The organism is Pseudomonas sp. TH06 (assembly GCF_016651305.1).
Lineage (GTDB): Bacteria > Pseudomonadota > Gammaproteobacteria > Pseudomonadales > Pseudomonadaceae > Aquipseudomonas.
On sequence record NZ_JAEKEC010000001.1, the window covers coordinates 689,613 to 707,055 of the forward strand.

General features: G+C 60.5%; 15 protein-coding genes. 9 read left to right on the forward strand and 6 right to left on the reverse strand.

What is annotated here, in order from left to right; all coding sequences use genetic code 11:
- Positions 1-12: 12 nt before the first annotated feature.
- The 6 genes from JFT86_RS03150 to JFT86_RS03175 all read right to left on the reverse strand — a co-directional run bounded on the left by JFT86_RS03150 (position 13) and on the right by JFT86_RS03175 (position 6,702).
- Positions 13-807 (reverse strand): DUF4123 domain-containing protein, encoded by a 795-nt coding sequence (locus JFT86_RS03150; protein ID WP_201235684.1) that lies wholly within the window; start codon positions 805-807, stop codon positions 13-15.
- Positions 804-2,147 carry a contractile injection system protein, VgrG/Pvc8 family gene (locus JFT86_RS03155; protein ID WP_201235685.1) on the reverse strand — a complete coding sequence of 448 codons (1,344 nt, stop codon included), beginning with the start codon at positions 2,145-2,147 and terminating at the stop codon, positions 804-806. Before JFT86_RS03155 ends, JFT86_RS03150 begins: the two co-directional genes overlap by 4 nt.
- Before the next feature lie 233 nt (positions 2,148-2,380).
- Positions 2,381-4,294 carry an arginine decarboxylase gene (gene speA / locus JFT86_RS03160; protein WP_201235686.1) on the reverse strand — a complete coding sequence of 638 codons (1,914 nt, stop codon included), beginning with the start codon at positions 4,292-4,294 and terminating at the stop codon, positions 2,381-2,383.
- Positions 4,295-4,514: 220 nt separating this feature from the next.
- On the reverse strand, positions 4,515-4,886 hold the full coding sequence (locus tag JFT86_RS03165) for a translation initiation factor Sui1 (protein ID WP_007914613.1): 372 nt from the start codon (positions 4,884-4,886) through the stop codon (positions 4,515-4,517).
- Positions 4,887-5,073: 187 nt separating this feature from the next.
- A complete protein-coding gene (locus JFT86_RS03170; protein WP_201235687.1) occupies positions 5,074-5,631 on the reverse strand; it encodes an NUDIX hydrolase in 558 nt (185 codons plus the stop codon).
- Between the two features lie 3 nt (positions 5,632-5,634).
- Complete coding sequence (locus JFT86_RS03175) at positions 5,635-6,702, reverse strand: DUF2333 family protein (RefSeq protein WP_201235688.1); 1,068 nt, start codon at positions 6,700-6,702, stop codon at positions 5,635-5,637.
- A 435-nt stretch (positions 6,703-7,137) separates the two neighbouring features.
- On the opposite strand from JFT86_RS03175, the gene gcbA reads away from it, so the two are divergent.
- The 9 genes from gcbA (at position 7,138) to fis (ending at position 17,365) form a co-directional block, all read left to right on the forward strand.
- Positions 7,138-8,808 carry a diguanylate cyclase GcbA gene (gcbA, locus tag JFT86_RS03180; protein ID WP_201235689.1) on the forward strand — a complete coding sequence of 557 codons (1,671 nt, stop codon included), beginning with the start codon at positions 7,138-7,140 and terminating at the stop codon, positions 8,806-8,808.
- A 51-nt stretch (positions 8,809-8,859) separates the two neighbouring features.
- Positions 8,860-10,806: a methyl-accepting chemotaxis protein gene (locus tag JFT86_RS03185; RefSeq protein WP_201235690.1), complete on the forward strand. Its 1,947-nt coding sequence runs from the start codon at positions 8,860-8,862 to the stop codon at positions 10,804-10,806.
- A gap of 252 nt (positions 10,807-11,058) precedes the next feature.
- Positions 11,059-11,511: a type II 3-dehydroquinate dehydratase gene (gene aroQ, locus JFT86_RS03190; protein ID WP_093430249.1), complete on the forward strand. Its 453-nt coding sequence runs from the start codon at positions 11,059-11,061 to the stop codon at positions 11,509-11,511.
- A gap of 48 nt (positions 11,512-11,559) precedes the next feature.
- Positions 11,560-12,021, forward strand: a complete 462-nt coding sequence (gene accB, locus JFT86_RS03195; protein WP_160055470.1) for an acetyl-CoA carboxylase biotin carboxyl carrier protein — start codon at positions 11,560-11,562, stop codon at positions 12,019-12,021.
- Positions 12,022-12,038: 17 nt separating this feature from the next.
- Positions 12,039-13,397, forward strand: a complete 1,359-nt coding sequence (gene accC, locus JFT86_RS03200; RefSeq protein ID WP_201230444.1) for an acetyl-CoA carboxylase biotin carboxylase subunit — start codon at positions 12,039-12,041, stop codon at positions 13,395-13,397.
- A gap of 268 nt (positions 13,398-13,665) precedes the next feature.
- The gene (gene prmA, locus JFT86_RS03205; RefSeq protein ID WP_201230436.1) at positions 13,666-14,544 is read left to right on the forward strand and encodes a 50S ribosomal protein L11 methyltransferase; all 879 of its coding nucleotides are present in this window, start codon (positions 13,666-13,668) and stop codon (positions 14,542-14,544) included.
- Between the two features lie 30 nt (positions 14,545-14,574).
- The gene (locus JFT86_RS03210; protein ID WP_201235691.1) at positions 14,575-15,852 is read left to right on the forward strand and encodes a DUF3426 domain-containing protein; all 1,278 of its coding nucleotides are present in this window, start codon (positions 14,575-14,577) and stop codon (positions 15,850-15,852) included.
- Positions 15,853-16,037: 185 nt separating this feature from the next.
- Positions 16,038-17,048, forward strand: a complete 1,011-nt coding sequence (gene dusB, locus JFT86_RS03215) for a tRNA dihydrouridine synthase DusB (RefSeq protein WP_201230432.1) — start codon at positions 16,038-16,040, stop codon at positions 17,046-17,048.
- On the forward strand, positions 17,045-17,365 hold the full coding sequence (gene fis, locus JFT86_RS03220) for a DNA-binding transcriptional regulator Fis (RefSeq protein ID WP_002555375.1): 321 nt from the start codon (positions 17,045-17,047) through the stop codon (positions 17,363-17,365). Before dusB ends, fis begins: the two co-directional genes overlap by 4 nt.
- Positions 17,366-17,443: the final 78 nt, after the last annotated feature.

Sequence of the window (17,443 nt, forward strand, 5' to 3'; positions counted from 1 at the left end):
CCGCACCTCACATCAAACCGGATCACCGCGCCATTGGCGCCGCACATGCTCAAGCCGCTCCTGCTGGGTCAATCCCTCGGGTGGCGACACCAGCACGGCACGCGGATGCAGCAAGCGTAGCCACAGCCAGCCATCGAGCACGGTGCGGTCGCTGAAACCCAGCGCCAGCCCCTGTTGAACATGGGAGGCCATCACTGCGTAGTCGGTTCCCAGCGATTGGCACCAACGCCAGATGTGCTGCTCCAGCAGACAAGTCTGCAAGCGTTCGCGCTGACGCCGGGTGAGGCTTTCTTCGATGTTCAGGGGCTCGACAACCAACCCCGGATTGCGCAACTGCTGCCAGCCCTGACTGCCGATCGCACGGTCGGCCCAGGTGCCGCCGAACCAGCGCAACTGGCGGATCGGCCCGAGCCAGCGGCTCAATTCGCCGGCATCGCAGGCGTCGAAAAAATAGCTCGCGGTCTGGCGGTTGTAGTAGCTGAGCAAGGCCCGATGGTTCAATCCGAACGAGACCGTGAGCATGCGCTGCAAGTGGCTCAGCAACGCCGGAGCCGATGCCTCGCTGCCGAGCAACAGCCCGCGCCAGGTATCCGGATCGCTGTGACACAACGCTGCCAACGCCAAGCTGTCGCACAGCTCGACCAGCAACGGGCCGTGTTCGCTGACTGGCTCGAACTCGGTCCCCTCGAACAGCCAGAAGCGCCGTATGCCGGGGAATGCCTGGCGTAATATCGTCAATGCCCGCGCGGCATCCGGGCCGTCGAGCAGCAGCCATTGCGCCATCGGCTCAAGCGCCGCGCCGCTCATGTTGCACCGCTCTGTTCAAGCGAAGCCATCAGCCGACAACTGCACACGGCCTCTGCGCAGCGGCTGAAACTGCCGCCGCCCGGAATCAGGCATAGCAGTAACAACGGCTCGCCAGACACCAGCAACTGCTGCAAACCTTCACTGACCAATTTGTCCGGCAGCGGTAACGGTGGATCATCGGTGATGCCCGCGACAGCAATCGGCGCTTGCAAGACGCCGCTGATCATCGGTTGATCCGGGTCGCCTTCAAAGAAGCTGACCACCACCTCGACCCCATCGCCCAGTGCCGCCAATGGCGCCTCGGCCAAGGCCGGCGCGAGCGGCAGCCAACAGTGACTCGGCGCCGCGCCCTCGCCCTGATAGAGCCAGTCGAACTGCACCGCCACCGGCCGCAAACGGTCGGGCTGCGGCTCGTCGACCGTCACCACCCAGGCCCGTTGCAGGCTGTGCATGCGCAGCCGTGACGGTGCCGGAACCGTCGCAGGCGACAGCTGCGCAGCGGCAAACAGCCGGTTGGCATAAGGCAGATCGAGGGATGGATCAACGCAATGTTCAATGCGGGTCAACAACCACTGACGATTGCACTCGGCGAACGGATGACCGACCAAGCGCAACCATTGGCCGCTGCGCAACGTGGTCAGGTCACTGCGCCCTTCGGCACGTTGCGCCTGCCGCGAATCCGCCTGCAACGTTTCTTCAAATTGCCAGTGATGCACCGAGGGGGCGACGTTATGACCATCGTGTGCATCCTGATACAGCGCGGCGCCTGCCAAGGGCAACTGCGCCTGATCATCGCCGAACACCAGACAATGCCGGTCGCGGCCGTGTTCGAAGAAGTAGTGAATCCGCGCCTGCGCGCACAGACGCTGAAGCAGTTGCAGATCCGATTCACGGTATTGCGTGCAGAACGTGCGGGCCGGGTATTCGCCGTGCAGCTCGAAGCGTCGCTGAGCGCCGACAATCCCATGCTCCCTGAGCACTTGCTCGATGATCTGCGGCACCGTACGGCCACTGAAGATTCGCTGACTGATACGCAGATCGAGGCAACCGAGTTTCGGCCCCAGACGAATCCGGCACAACCGCGAACCGAGCCCGTGTTCATGCTGGACAAGGCTCTGCAATTGCCCGTGCACACCCTCCCCCGACGGCCCGAAACACAAATACGCGCCACGGTAAAGCAGACCGGCGAGATCCAGTTGCGGATCATCGATCAACACATCGATTTCGAACGCAAAGGGTTCGCTGAGGGCTTCGCTACCGGTAAAGGCCAGGACTTCGAAAGGGTCGGACAGGCCCGCTACATCGAGACGAAACGACGACTCGTAGACTTGATCGAACATAGGCGGATCTCTACAGGAGGGGCGGTCGGGGATTCTCGCCGAGAGCCATGGCCGAGTAGAGAGCTGAAGTACAACTTAGGAAATGACCTACGCGAAAAGCAGACCGGATGACTTTGCTGGCCGGGATAGCCAAGCATTTCGCGAAGATTTTGGGACATATCCCACCGGGTCATCCGAGTTTTCCACAGCTTTCGGGAAAATTTCAGACAACCCGGCAAGATTGCAACCTGGCCTCAGGAAGACAGGTAGGAGGAGCGGGTCAGGCCCAGACGCAAGGCATCGAGAAATTGCGTGCGCTCGCTGGCACTGATGCGGGCACTGGCGCACTTGTCGCGGTAGTGAGTCATCAGTTCTTCCGGCGACAAGTGCACGTAACGCAGCATGTCTTCGATGGTGTCGTGGGTCTCGATGCCGGCGTGGTACACGCTGCCATCGGCGTTCTGGTAGATGTTCACCGAGTCGGTATCACCGAACAGGTTGTGCATGTCGCCGAGGATTTCCTGATAGGCGCCGACCAGGAACACGCCCAGCAGGTAGTCTTCGCCCTCATTCAAACCGTGTACCGGCAGACTGGTCTCGATGCTTTGCTCGTCGACGTACTGGTTGATCTTGCCGTCGGAGTCGCAGGTCAGATCCTGCAGCACCGCGCGGCGCAGCGGCTCTTCGTCAAGACGGTGCAGCGGGATGATCGGCAGCACCTGATCGATCGCCCAGGTATCCGGCAGGCTCTGGAATACCGAGAAGTTGCAGATGTACTTGTCGGCCAGTTTGTCGTTGAGTTCGTCGAGCACCTGACGGTGCGAACGCTGACGCGCCTTCAGCGAGTTGTGCAGGCGACGGCACACGGCAAAGTAGCACTGCTCGGCCAGGGCTTTCTCGGCCAGGGTCAGTTTGCCGTCGGCATACTGTGCGGCAACATCGCTCATGTAGTGCGTGGCGCGCCAGTAGGTTTCGGTGACCATTTCAATGTCGGTCGGACCCAGCAGGTCAACCAGCCACTGCACGGTTTCCGGCAGGTTTTCCTTGTTTTCGATCAGCGGGATTTCGTCGTTGTGTTTCTCGACGTCGGTCACCTGCACCACCAGCATCGCGTGGTGGGCGGTCAGCGAGCGGCCGCTTTCGGAGAAGATGTGCGGATGCGGCAGGCTCTGCGCGTCGCAGAATTCCTTGAGCATCCCGACCACGACACCAGCGTAATCGTCCATGTCGTAGTTGATCGAACTGGCGTTGCGCGAGTGCGTGCCGTCGTAGTCGACGCCCAGACCGCCACCGACGTCGATGTGATCGACCGGCAGACCGAGGTTGCGCAGCTCGCCGTAGTAACGGATCGCTTCCTTGAAGCCGTGCTGATAGTCAGCCAGGTTGGCGATTTGCGAGCCCATGTGGAAGTGCAGCAGGCGAATGCCCTGATCCAGACCGGCAGCGCGGAAGCGCTCGACCACCGACAGCAACTGCGCCGCCGACAGACCGAACTTGGATTTCTCGCCACCGGTGTCCGCCCACTTCGACGAAGCCAGCGACGACAGACGCACGCGCAGACCGACCTGCGGCTTGACCTTCAGCGAAGCGGCTTCGTCGATCACCAGACCGACTTCGGATTCTTTCTCGATCACGATGAACACGTTGTGGCCGAGTTTCTGGCCCATCAGCGCCAGACGGATGAACTCGCGGTCCTTGTAACCGTTGCAGACGATGGTGCCGCCCTTCGGCGCCAGTGCCAGCACGGCCAGCAGCTCAGGCTTGGAGCCGGCTTCCAGACCGATGGAAACGTCCTGGGTGGCGATGATGTTCTCGATCACCGCTTCTTGCTGGTTGACCTTGATCGGGTACAGCGCGGTGTACTTGCTCTGGTATTCCAGACGCTCGATGTTCGAGTCGAAAGCACCGGTCAACTGGCGAACACGGTCTTGCAGGATGTCGGGGAAACGAACCAGCAACGGCAACGACAAACCGCTCTTGCGCAGTTGGTCGACTTGCTCGAACAGGTCGATAGGCGAACTGCTCGGGCCGTTCGGACGAACTTCGACGCGACCGGCGTCATTGATCGCGAAATACCCGGCCCCCCAATGGCGAATCCCGTAAACACTGCGGCTGTCCGCAACTGTCCATTGGCTGCCATCGTCTTTGCGTGTGCGTCGTACGGACATCGAAGTCCCCTATAAAGAAGTCATAGTGCGTCGCCTGACGTTCAGGCCGGCGCAGTCTAAAGAATGAAAATGACGGTTCGTCAGCGCGGCGGTAGACCGCACTGATCGCGTGGAGTTTAGAAACCGGTCATGAACAGGCTCTGTGAAAACCATGGAGACGACGCCGGGTCTGAAACTGTTCAGAGCCGGATCAAGCCGCAGGTGGTTTTCACAGAGGCTGCTAGCCGCCGGACTTCTTCGCTTTGAAACCGTGCTTGATCAGCTCTGCCAAGAGTAGCTCGACATGATCGCCCTGGATTTCGATGATCCCGTCCTTCAACGCACCGCCGGTGCCGCAACGTTTCTTCAACGTTGTCGCCAACTCTTTGAGCGCGTCTTCGGCCAGCGGCACGCCGGTGATGGTGGTCACCGTCTTGCCGCCACGGCCCTTGCTCTCGCGGCGTACGCGGGCAATGCCGTCGCCGGCCGGGATCACGGTTTGTTTGCAGATACAGGCGTCCACCGGCTTACTGCATTCCGGGCAATGACGACCTGCGTCGGTGGAAAATACCAGGCCACCAAGGGCGGCGAAGGATGCGGCTTTTTTGGCCACCGGCAATCCTCTTGGGAGGACAAAGACTGATCGCGACCTTGGGCAAGGTCATCGACCGCGAAGCCCCACTCAGGCAGGGGCAGCGCTACTGCACCGGTTCTTCAATAAAAGCAGGCCGGTGCAGCTTGAAAAGGTCGCGCAGTGTAACGGCAAAAAACCCGATTGCTAAGTGCCAATCGGCGCCAATTTATGTGTTCTTTGCGACGTCGCTTTGCTGAGCCTTCAAATAGCGCTTCAACGCTGCCAGAGAGTCCGGACAATAAGGCTTCTGTTCGATTTCCCGCATGACCTGCCCGACCGGAATAAAGCGTGCTTCGAGGACTTCTTCAGGCTGCAGTTTCAGCGGCCCGTCCCACACCGCGGAAAATGCCGAGCACCACAGACGATTGCCGGTGTCTTCGAAGTAGAAATGATCGTGAGCGGTAAGCTCCACACCGCTCACACCCAATTCCTCTTCCAGCTCACGGGCCGCCGACTCGGCGTAAGTCTCGTTCGCCTGGACCATGCCACCCGCTGCAACATCCCAGTAACCAGGGTAGATCGCCTTGCTCAGTGTGCGGCGATGCACGCAAAGCTCACCCGCGGAATTGAACAGCATGATGTAGGTGCCACGGCCGATCAGCCCGCGCTCGCGCAAATCGGCCCGCACCAGCGCGCCGAGCAGGTTGTCCTGCTCGTCGACCCAGGCGATCTGTTCGGCATCCGAAGCGGCACGGTGCGCCGCTTCCTTGGTGCTTTGACTCATGACTCAGCCCTGATTGAGCAGTTGACGCAGATCGATGACGGCGGCGTTGGCTCGGGAAATGTAGTTGGCCATGACCAGCGAGTGGTTGGCCAGCACCCCGAAGCCGCTGCCGTTGAGGATCATCGGGCTCCAGACCGGCTCTTGCGACGCTTCCAGTTCACGGATGATCTGGCGCACGCTGACGGTGGCGTTCTTCTTCGCCAGCACATCGGCGAAGTCGACTTCGATGGCACGCAGCAAATGCGACAGTGCCCAGGCCTGACCGCGCGCTTCGTAGAACACGTTGTCAATCTGCATCCATGGAGTCTCGACGACTTCTTCGTCAACCTGCGGCACTTCGCCGACCGCTGGAACTTCGGTTTTCAGCGCAGTGTTGAGTTTGACTCGACCGACGCTGGCCGAAAGACGCTGCGACAGCGACCCGAGACGGGTGCCGACGTCGCCCAGCCAGTTGTTGAGGTTGTCGGCGCGAGCGTAGAACAAGGCGTTTTTCTGGGTGGGATCAGACAGACGGGCCTGATAGCGGCTCAAAGAATTGATGCCTTCCTGATATTCCGACTCGCTGGACGGCAGGATCCAGCTCTTGTTGTCGAAGTTGAAGCGCGGTTCGGCCTTGGCCAGATCGGCATCTTCCGCCGACTGCGATTGCGAACGGGCGAAGTCCTTGCGCAGTGCGCGGGTCAGGTCACGCACCTGCACCAGCACGCCGTATTCCCAGCTCGGCGTGTTATCCATCCACAGACCCGGCGGGAAACGGTCATTGGAAATGTAGCCGCCCGGTTTGTCCAGCAAAGTGCTGGCGACGGTCTTAAGGGTTTCGACCGTGGTATAGCCGACCACCATTTGCTTGCCTTCTTTTTCGGCGGCCGCCTGGGCGTTTTGCGCCACCGGAAACAGCGCCGGCTCCTGGCTCCAGTACCAGCCCAGACCAATGGTCACCAGCAGATAAATACCAATGAGCGTGGCCAGCGCGCGGCTGAACAGCAACCCACCGACATAGCTGCGGGTGGCCGACTTGGGCTCGGCGGCACGTTCAGGCGCGCTGCCCGCGCGGTTTTTCCAGTCCAGCATGGCGATATCCTTTCAATCACTTGAGTTCATCGGTTCGACCACAACCATACAACAACGTGCCAAGGCCGGGCACCTGCGCATAAAGATAAGCAGCAAATCGCAACGGCCGTTGGTGCATCTGTCAGAACTAAGGGAATCCCTGATGTCACCTCCCCTGGCACACCGCCGCAGAGCATTGATAAGCCTCATAAAGCGCATTCACGACGATGATGACAGTGCCGCGAGAAATTCAACGGCACGCCTGCCGATTCGCCATCAGAACCCCAGCATACGGGCACTTGAGCGACGAACAGGTCGAAATTAAAACCGATCGGTCAGAAACTGAATAGTGACGCATTGCAGATTATTGACGTACGACACTCGTCTAAGGGAAAAGAGGTGCTAGCATAGAGCCACCAGTCGATCTCAGCATGCAGCCTAACTAGTAGTCAGGATATGACCGAGCCAGAAGACCCCAGCCGTGAGCGTCTCAAGCACCACTTTGCCCAGCGGGTAATTCATCAGGCACGTCAGATTCTTGAGATATGGCAGCGCCTGCAACGCAGTGAATGGTCCACCGTCGACCTCGCCGAACTGAGTGAGGCCAACTTGCGCCTGCTGCGTTTTGCCGAGCGTTTCGAACAGCCCGAGCACACTCAGCTCGCGCGCCATATCAGTCAGTCGCTGGAAGCGGTGGACGCCAATCGCGGTCGCCTGAGCAGCGGCCTGATCACCGACCTCAATCGCTTGATGCAGCGCTTGTCGCGCACCGGCCTGCGTCATGGCGATCAACTCGACCAGACTTTCCTGCCGCCGTTGCGCAAACCGATCTACGTGATGCTGCAGGATCACGACCGCGCCGAGCGGCTGGCCAAACAACTGGAGTTCTTTGGCTTGAGCGCCCAGGCGCTGGACAGCGTCGCGGCGTATCGCTCGTCAATGATCGAGCGCTTGCCAGCGGCGATTGTCATGGACGTCGACTTCAGCGGCCCGGGCATCGGTCTGAAACTGGCCGCCGAAGCCCAGGTCGGGCTGGACGAGCCGCTGCCGCTACTGTTCTTCAGCCTGCACGAAACCGACACGCCGACGCGCCTCGCCGCCGTGCGCGCCGGCGGCCAGGAGTTCCTCACCGGCACCCTAGAAGCGTCGAGCCTGCTGGAGAAGATCGAAGTCCTCACCTGCGTCGCCCAGTACGAACCTTATAAAGTGCTGATCATCGACGATTCGCGTGCGCAGGCCTTGCACACCGAACGCCTGCTCAACAGCGCCGGCATCGTCACCCGTACGCTGATCGAACCGATTCAGGCAATGGCGGAGCTGGCGGATTTCCAGCCGGACCTGATCATCCTCGACATGTACATGCCGGCCTGCACCGGCACCGAACTGGCCAAGGTCATCCGCCACAACGACCGTTACGTCAGCGTGCCGATCATTTACCTGTCGGCCGAGGACGATCTGGATAAACAGCTCGACGCCATGAGTGAAGGCGGCGACGACTTCCTGACCAAACCGATCAAGCCGCGCCACCTGATCACCACGGTGCGCAACCGCGCCGCCCGCGCGCGCAACCTCAAGGCGCGAATGGTCCGCGACAGCCTCACCGGGTTGTACAACCACACGCATATCCTGCAATTGCTTGAAGACTGCTCGTTCCGCGCCCGCCGCGAAAACAAGCCGCTGAGCTTTGCCATGCTCGACATCGACCATTTCAAACGGGTCAACGACAGCCACGGCCACCCGATGGGCGACCGCGTGATCAAAAGCCTGGCGCTGTTCCTCAAGCAACGTTTGCGCAAGACCGATTTCATCGGCCGTTACGGCGGCGAAGAGTTCGCCATCGTCATGCCAGACACCGATATCGAGGCGGCGCACAAAGTGCTCGACGAGATCCGCCAGCGCTTCGCCGAAATCCATTACCCGGCACAGCCGCAGGATCTGTGGTGCACCTTCAGCGCCGGTGTCGTGGAAATGCGTGACGACTCCGACAGCCTGATGATGGCCAGCCAGGCCGACGAGGCGCTGTACCGCGCCAAGGGTGCCGGGCGCAATCGGGTGCAGACCGCACGGGACTCACAGCAAAGTGCCACTTTTTCATCGGAATCCACCGATTCGGTCATAACCCTGTAACAGAACCGCAATAAATTCAGGCGCTTACCATTTCTGCCGTTGGTAGCCGTCATGCGCCTGAAGTTGCTCACCAATCTCAACACTCTGCTGCTGGTCGCCGTGTGCGTAGCCCTCGGCGCCACTTTGTGGTGGTCGCAAAAAGCCCTCGAACGCCCGTATCTGTTAATGGAGCGTTATCTGGGGCTGTCGCAGCAGTTTCAGAATGAAGTGGCGCGCAACATCGAGGACTACCTCGCCAGCGGCGATGCCCTGCGTCTGAGCAGCGCCAGTCAGGCTATCGACGGCTTGCAGAAAGAACTCGGCGAACTGCCGCCAGCGCTTGCCGACAGCCTGCGCCCGAGCCTGTCGGGTCTTGAAGAGTTCAGCAAAACCGACTTGCTCGCTGCCGGCAAACTGGCCGGTGATCCGCAGGGCTTGCTGTTGCAGGCCGAACGCGAATTGAGCGCCAGCCTCGACCAGCTCAGCACCTATGCCAACGGCAACGCGACTTACCTGACGCCACTGCTCAGCGCCTCTCAGCATCTGGGCAAACTGTCGCTGGCACGGGACAAACTGGTCAGCAGTGGCCGCAGTGAACTCGCCACCGATGTTGAGCGCGAAGTGAGCAATATCCGTGCTCAGGCACAAATAATCGACGCCCTGCCCTTGCTCGGGGTGGTCGCCAGCAATGAATCGAGCAGCGATGATTTCGCCGCAATGATGGGTATCGAGAGCACTGAAAAAGCCGCGACCGAAGATGCCGGCGTCGGCCTCAAACGTGAACTCAACAGCCTGCTGGGCCGCTACCCCGCTGAACTCGCACGCACTCGCGAGCAAATCCAGAAGCGCACCGAGCTGAGCACCGCCACTCATTTGAAAATCGCTGCCGTCCAGCAATCCATCGCCGGACTTGAGCCTGTGGTGCGCGCGCAGCACGGACAAATCCAGGGCGAAGTCCGTTTGATGCAGGGCGTGATGATCGGTCTGATCCTGTTGATCGCGTTGCTGATCGATACCTTGCAGCGGCGTCTGGCCCGCACCCTGACCAATCTGGCGCCCGCACTGTCGACCTGGGCCGAAGGTGATTTCAGCCGCGACATACATCTGGGCAAAACCAATCGCGAACTGCACGACATCGAAGCTTCGCTCAATCGCCTGCGCGCTTATCTGGTGGACCTGGTCGCGACCATTCGCGGCAATGCCGAACAAGTGGCGGGCAGCAGCCGCACCCTCGCCGAACTGAGCAACGATCTGCACAGCGGCGCCGAGCATCAGGCCGGTGACACCGCACTGATTCGCGATTCCTTGGGTGAGCTGGAAGCGACCATCCAGCAAGTGGCCGGCGACGCGCGGCAGGCTGCGGATGCCAGTCGTCACGCAGGGCTGGCCGTCGAACACGGCCAAACCGTCATCGGCCAGAGCCTGACCGGCCTGCACGCCCTGGTCGGTGAAGTGCAAGGCAATGCGCAGATGATCGAACATCTGGCCGAGGAGTCGGCGACCATTGGCGGCGTCTTGACCGTAATCCGCTCGATTGCCGACCAGACCAATCTGCTGGCACTCAACGCCGCGATCGAGGCGGCGCGGGCTGGGGAAATGGGTCGCGGTTTTGCCGTGGTAGCCGAGGAGGTGCGCTCGCTGGCGCAGCGTACGGCCGGGGCGACGGCGGAGATCCAGACCCTGATCGCCGGCCTGCAGACCGCTGCCCGGCAATCGGTCGAAGGCATGCGTACGCAGGTCGAACACGCCGAAGCCACCGCCAATCAGGCGCAAGCGGCGGACGGGGCGCTGGATAAAATCGTCGGTGCGATCCAGACCATTTCCGACACGGCGATCCGCATTGCCGATATCACCGCGCAGCAAAGCGGCGCGGTCAGCGAGATTCGCGATCACAGCGAGCGCATTCATCAGTTGGGTGGGGATAACCTGGTGCGTATCGGTCGCGGGCGCGAACAGGGGGAGAACTTGCTGGTATTGGGCGGGCAACTGCATACAGCCGTTCAGGCCTTTCGCGTCTGATAGACCGCTATCGCGAGCAGGCTCACTGCTACAGGGGAACGCATTCCAACTGTAGGAGTGAGCCTGCTCGCGATAGCGTCATTTGTATCACCGCCTATCTTGCGGAATGACCGGATCAAATCACACGGTCACATATTTTGCGCAAACATCGGCCATCGTGCTGGCTATTGCATAGAACTGGACAGTCACAAAGTCTTTGCGGCATAGTCGCCGGGTTCTGACGACTGCTCATTCATAACAAGGACTACGCAGATGGCAACCCTACTGGTGCTGCACGGCCCCAACCTGAACCTGCTCGGCACCCGCGAACCGGGGACCTATGGGTCGACGACCCTGGCGCAGATCAATCAGGATCTGGAGCGCCGCGCCCGTGAAGCCGGCCATCATCTGCTGTATCTGCAAAGCAATGCCGAGTACGAATTGATCGACCGCATCCACGCCGCACGCGGCGAAGGTGTGGATTTCATCCTGATCAATCCAGCAGCTTTTACACATACAAGTGTTGCATTACGTGACGCGCTGCTGGGAGTGAGCATCCCATTCATCGAAGTGCATTTGTCCAACGTGCACAAACGCGAACCTTTCCGCCATCACTCTTACTTCTCCGACGTAGCGGTGGGAGTGATCTGCGGCCTTGGCGCCAGCGGTTACCGACTGGCCCTGGAGGCTGCACTAGAACAGCTTGAAACACAGGCAACGGCTTGAACTACAAGCGTTAAACGCCCCTGACCGACCCTTGGGAGTTGATGATTCATGGATATCCGTAAAGTTAAGAAACTGATCGAATTGCTGGAAGAGTCCGGCATCGACGAGCTCGAGATCAAGGAAGGCGAAGAGTCCGTACGCATCAGCCGCCACAGCAAGACCCCGGCTCAGCAGTACTACGCGCCTGCACCGATGCAAGCGCCGGCTGCCGCACCTGCCGCCGCTGCTCCAGTGGCTGCTGCAGCCCCGGCTGCCGCTGCTGCTCCGGCACTGAACGGCACTGTTGCCCGTTCGCCGATGGTCGGCACTTTCTATCGCAAGTCCTCGCCAACCTCGCCGTCCTTCGTTGAAGTCGGCCAGACCGTGAAGAAAGGCGACACTCTGTGCATCGTCGAAGCCATGAAGATGATGAACCACATCGAAGCTGAAACCAGCGGTGTGATCGAGTCCATCCTCGTCGAAGACGGCCAGCCGGTTGAGTACGACCAACCGCTGTTCACCATCGTTTGAACTGCGGAGAGCCTTTGATGACTGCGAAGTTGGAAAAAGTTCTGATCGCTAACCGCGGTGAGATCGCCCTGCGGATTCTGCGTGCCTGCAAAGAGATGGGCATCAAGACCGTCGCCGTTTACTCCAAGGCCGACAAAGAGCTGATGCACCTGGGTCTGGCAGACGAATCCGTCTGCATCGGCCCGGCTTCTGCCGCGCACTCTTACCTGCACATCCCGGCAATCATTGCGGCGGCTGAAGTGACTGGCGCTACCGCCATTCACCCAGGCTACGGTTTCCTCGCGGAAAACGCCGACTTTGCCGAGCAGGTCGAGAACTCCGGCTTCGCCTTCATCGGCCCGAAAGCCGACACCATTCGCCTGATGGGCGACAAGGTATCGGCCAAGCACGCGATGATCGAAGCTGGCGTGCCAACCGTTCCAGGTTCTGACGGCCCACTGCCGGAAGACGAAGAAACGGCACTGCGCATCGGTCGCGAAGTCGGCTACCCGGTGATCATCAAAGCCGCTGGCGGCGGCGGTGGTCGCGGCATGCGCGTCGTGCACAAGGAAGAAGACCTGATCTCCTTCGCCAAACTGACCCGCACCGAAGCAGGCGCGGCGTTTGGCAACCCGATGGTCTATCTGGAAAAATTCCTGACCAACCCACGTCACGTGGAAGTCCAGGTGCTTTCCGACGGCCAGGGTCATGCCATCCATCTGGGCGACCGCGATTGCTCGCTGCAACGTCGTCACCAGAAGGTTCTCGAAGAAGCGCCGGCACCGGGCATCGACGAGCAGGCGCGCCAGGAAGTTCTGGCTCGCTGCGTCAAGGCATGCATCGACATCGGCTACCGTGGCGCCGGCACTTTCGAGTTCCTGTACGAGAACGGTCGCTTCTACTTCATCGAAATGAACACTCGTGTTCAGGTGGAGCACCCGGTTTCGGAAATGGTCACCGGTATCGACATCGTCAAGGAGATGCTCAGCATCGCCGCTGGCAACAAGCTGTCGTTCACTCAGGATGACGTGGTTATCCGCGGTCACTCGCTGGAATGCCGGATCAACGCTGAAGACCCGAAAACCTTCATGCCGAGCCCGGGCACGGTCAAGCATTTCCACGCCCCAGGCGGCAACGGCGTTCGCGTCGATTCGCACCTGTACAGCGGTTATGCGGTTCCGCCGAACTACGACTCGCTGATCGGCAAGCTGATCACTTACGGCGCCACCCGCGACGAAGCCATGGCCCGCATGCGCAATGCCCTGGACGAAATCGTGGTGGACGGGATCAAGACCAACATCCCGCTGCACCGTGATCTGGTTCGTGATGAAGGCTTCTGCAAAGGGGGCGTGAACATTCACTACCTCGAGCACAAGCTGGCTGGCGAGAAGCACTAAGCTTCCAGCCCGCACCTGACAAAGCCGCCTTCGGGCGGCTTTGTTGTTTCTGCAGATTGCATAAATCCCTGTAGGAGTGAGTCTGCTCGCGATGAGGCCGGCACATCCAATACATGTATCGACATCACCATCGCCATCGCGAGCAGGCTCACTCCTACAAGGGAATGGCGTTTCAAGTCTCTCCCACAAACCGCCTGCGCTCGCGTAAACTTGCGCGCTTCTCGCAGGCCGCTAGGCTGCAATCAATATTTTTTCAAAGGTGCCCGCCATGCCTTGGCTGCAAGTACGTCTCGCCATCAGCCCGGAACAAGCCGAAACCTACGAAGACGCTTTCCTTGAAGTGGGCGCCGTTTCGGTAACCTTCATGGACGCCGAAGACCAGCCGATCTTCGAGCCGGAACTCAACACCACCCCGCTGTGGACGCACACGCATCTGTTGGCCCTGTTCGAGGGCGGCACCGAGCCCGCCCCGGTACTGGCCCATCTGGAACTGCTGACCGGCAGTCCACTGCCCGAGCATCACAGCGAAGTCATCGAGGATCAGGACTGGGAGCGCAGCTGGATGGATGGTTTCCAGCCGATGCGTTTCGGCCAGCGCCTGTGGATCGTGCCGAGCTGGCACGCTGCGCCGGAACCTGACGCAGTCAATTTGCTGCTGGATCCGGGCCTGGCGTTCGGCACCGGCACTCACCCGACCACCGCGCTGTGCCTGGAATGGCTCGACGGTCAGGACCTGAAAGACTGCAACGTGCTCGACTTCGGTTGCGGCTCGGGGATTCTGGCCATTGCCGCCCTGCTGCTCGGCGCCAAAGAAGCCGTCGGCACCGACATCGACGTGCAGGCGCTGGAAGCCTCGCGCGACAACGCCGGGCGCAACAACATCGCCGATGAGCTGTTCCCGCTGTACCTGCCGGAAGATCTGCCGCAGGTCCAGGCCGACGTGCTGGTTGCCAACATTCTGGCTGGCCCGCTGGTTTCGCTGGCACCGCAATTGACCCGTCTGGTCAAGTCCGGTGGACGCCTGGCCCTGTCGGGCATCCTCGCCGAACAAGGCGAAGACGTCGCAGCCGCTTATGCCCAGGACTTCGATCTCGACCCGATCGCCAATCGCGATGGCTGGGTGCGCATCACCGGCCGTCGGCGCTAGAATGGCCGCCTGCATAATCCGGATCGCCGCATGACCGACAGTTTCGTCACCCAGTGCCCGCATTGCCAAACCAGTTTCCGTGTCAGCCATGCTCAATTGAGCGTGGCCCGCGGGGTGGTTCGTTGCGGCTCCTGCCTGCAAGTGTTCAACGCCGCAAAACAGCTGCTTGAACAACACGCCGGCAAGGACGCGGTGACGCCGGTTGCACCTGCCATTGTCGAGCCAACGCCGGCCGCACCGCCGCCTGTGGTGGAATCGCCCACTGTCGTCGAGCCGCCCGCGCCGCGCGCCATCAGCCAAAAGCAGTGGAGCGCCTCGGAGCTGGATCTCGACAGCCTCGACCTGGACGAAGAACTCGCCCGGCTCGAGCAACGGGAAATCCAGCCGACCACAGAATTCGGTCGCCCGCGCGAAGAATCCCTCAGCGCCCGGCGCGACAGCCCCGAAGCCGATGAAACGGAGTGGCGCGACAGCCTGTTCAGCGCACGCGACGATGAGCACCTGCCCGAGCCCGAAGAAGAAACCGAAGAGCAGATCGTCGAGCCCGAGCCGGTAACAACCGCCCGCACCGAACCCTCGCTGTCGCTGGAACCGGTTGACCTCGATGACGAGCCCGCCATCCCGCAATTGCGTCTGCATGACCCGATCGATCCGAATGCCCGCCGCGAACGCTTTTCTGCCAGCGACGACGTCGACGAGGACGATCTGCCATTGATCGAACCTTCGCGCAAAAAACGCGAGCGCGCAGAACCTGGCGTACGCGCCGAAGTCCTGCAAGACCTGACCGACGACCCGCTGCAACTGGACTGGCAAAAACGCCGTTCGCCGTGGGGCCGCCGCCTGCTCTGGCTGTTATTGGTACTGATTGCCGCGGGCGGCCTGGCCGCTCAGTACATCGCCTATCATTTCGATGAATTGGCGCGGCAGGATCAGTACCGCCCATGGTTCCAGCAAGTCTGCCCGCAGATCGGTTGCACGGTGCCGTCCAAGGTCGACATCGCCAGAATCAAGAGCAGCAATCTGGTGGTGCGCAGTCATCCGGAGTTCAGCGGTGCGCTGGTGGTCGATGCGATCATCTATAACCGCGCGACGTTCTCCCAACCGTTTCCACTGCTGGAACTGCGCTTCGCCGACCTCAACGGCCACTTGATCGCCAGTCGTCGCTTCAAACCCGGTGAATACCTCAGTGGTGATCTCGAAGGTCTGGCGGAGATGCCGCCGCAAACACCGATTCACATCGCGCTGGATATTCTCGATCCAGGCCCGAAAGCAGTGAATTACAGCCTCAGTTTCCACTCACCCGAGTGAATCGCTTCATCGTTTCTGAATTGACGGCGGTTTTCTGACTTTGCCAGCCACGACCAAACCGCTGGCGATAACAGAATAACTGTTCAGATTTTGTTCAATTCAGCCTTTATCCAGTCATCGAGAGCGGGTATCATGCCAACCCTTTTTCGAACTCTCATGATCCGGCCCCACTTCAGGGAAGTCCTATGTCGGCGGTACGCATCGGCCCATATACATTGCAGAACGGCTTGATTCTCGCCCCGATGGCGGGCGTCACCGATCAGCCCTTTCGTCAGCTGTGCAAACGTCTGGGCGCAGGGCTTGTAGTCTCGGAAATGGTCACCAGTGACATGAGCCTGTGGAACACCCGCAAGTCGCGCATGCGCATGATCCACGAAGGCGATCCCGAGCCACGCTCGGTACAGATTGCCGGTGGCGACGCGCAGATGCTCGCGGATGCAGCCCGGGCCAACGTCGAACTGGGCGCACAGATTATTGATATCAACATGGGTTGCCCGGCGAAGAAGGTCTGCAACAAGGCTGCCGGCTCCGCGTTGTTGAAGGATGAAGCATTGGTGACCGAGATCCTGCAGGCCGTCGTGGCTGCGGTTGATGTGCCGGTTACCCTGAAGATCCGCACAGGTTGGGATCGCGACAACAAGAACGGCCTGACCGTGGCGAAGATAGCCGAACAGGCCGGGATCACCGCGCTGGCCGTGCATGGCCGCACGCGCGCCGATCTGTACACCGGTGAAGCCGAGTACGACACGATTGCCGCGATCAAGCAGGCCGTGTCGATGCCGGTGTTTGCCAATGGCGATATCGATTCGCCGGAAAAGGCCCGCTACGTGCTCGACGCGACCGGTGCCGATGGCCTGTTGGTAGGCCGAGCCGCTCAAGGGCGGCCATGGATTTTTCGCGAGATCGATCACTTCCTGCGTACCGGCGAGAAATTGCCGGCACCGGAGCTGACCGAGGTGGAACGCATTCTGCTAGAGCATCTGGCCGCACTTCACGCTTTTTATGGGGACGTGATGGGCGTGCGCATTGCTCGAAAGCATGTGGGCTGGTATCTCGCAACCTTGCCGGGCGCCAGGGAGTTTCGCGCCCGTTTCAATCGTTTGGATGGTACGGAAACACAATGCGCCAATGTTCGGGAGTTCTTCGCCGAGCATTACAAGAGCCTGACAGGGGACGATGAAGGGGTGGCCGCATGACGATGATGACCGAGACTTTAGTGAGTGGAACAACACCCGTGAGCGACAACGTGAATTTGAAACAGCACCTCAATACTCCGAGCGAAGAAGGCCAGACCCTTCGCGGGAGTGTCGAGAAGGCGCTGCACAATTATTTCGCCCACCTTGAGGGCGCGTCCGTCACGGACGTGTACAACCTGGTGCTCTCCGAAGTCGAGGCTCCCCTGCTCGAAAGCGTGATGAACTACGTCAAGGGCAACCAGACCAAGGCCAGTGAGCTGCTGGGACTCAACCGCGGCACGCTGCGCAAGAAACTCAAGCAGTACGATCTGCTGTAAGCATTCAATCAAACCAGAAAGGCGCCCGCGTAAAACCGGTCGCCTTTTTTGCTGACTTCCTTTGCTTTTGATGGAAAT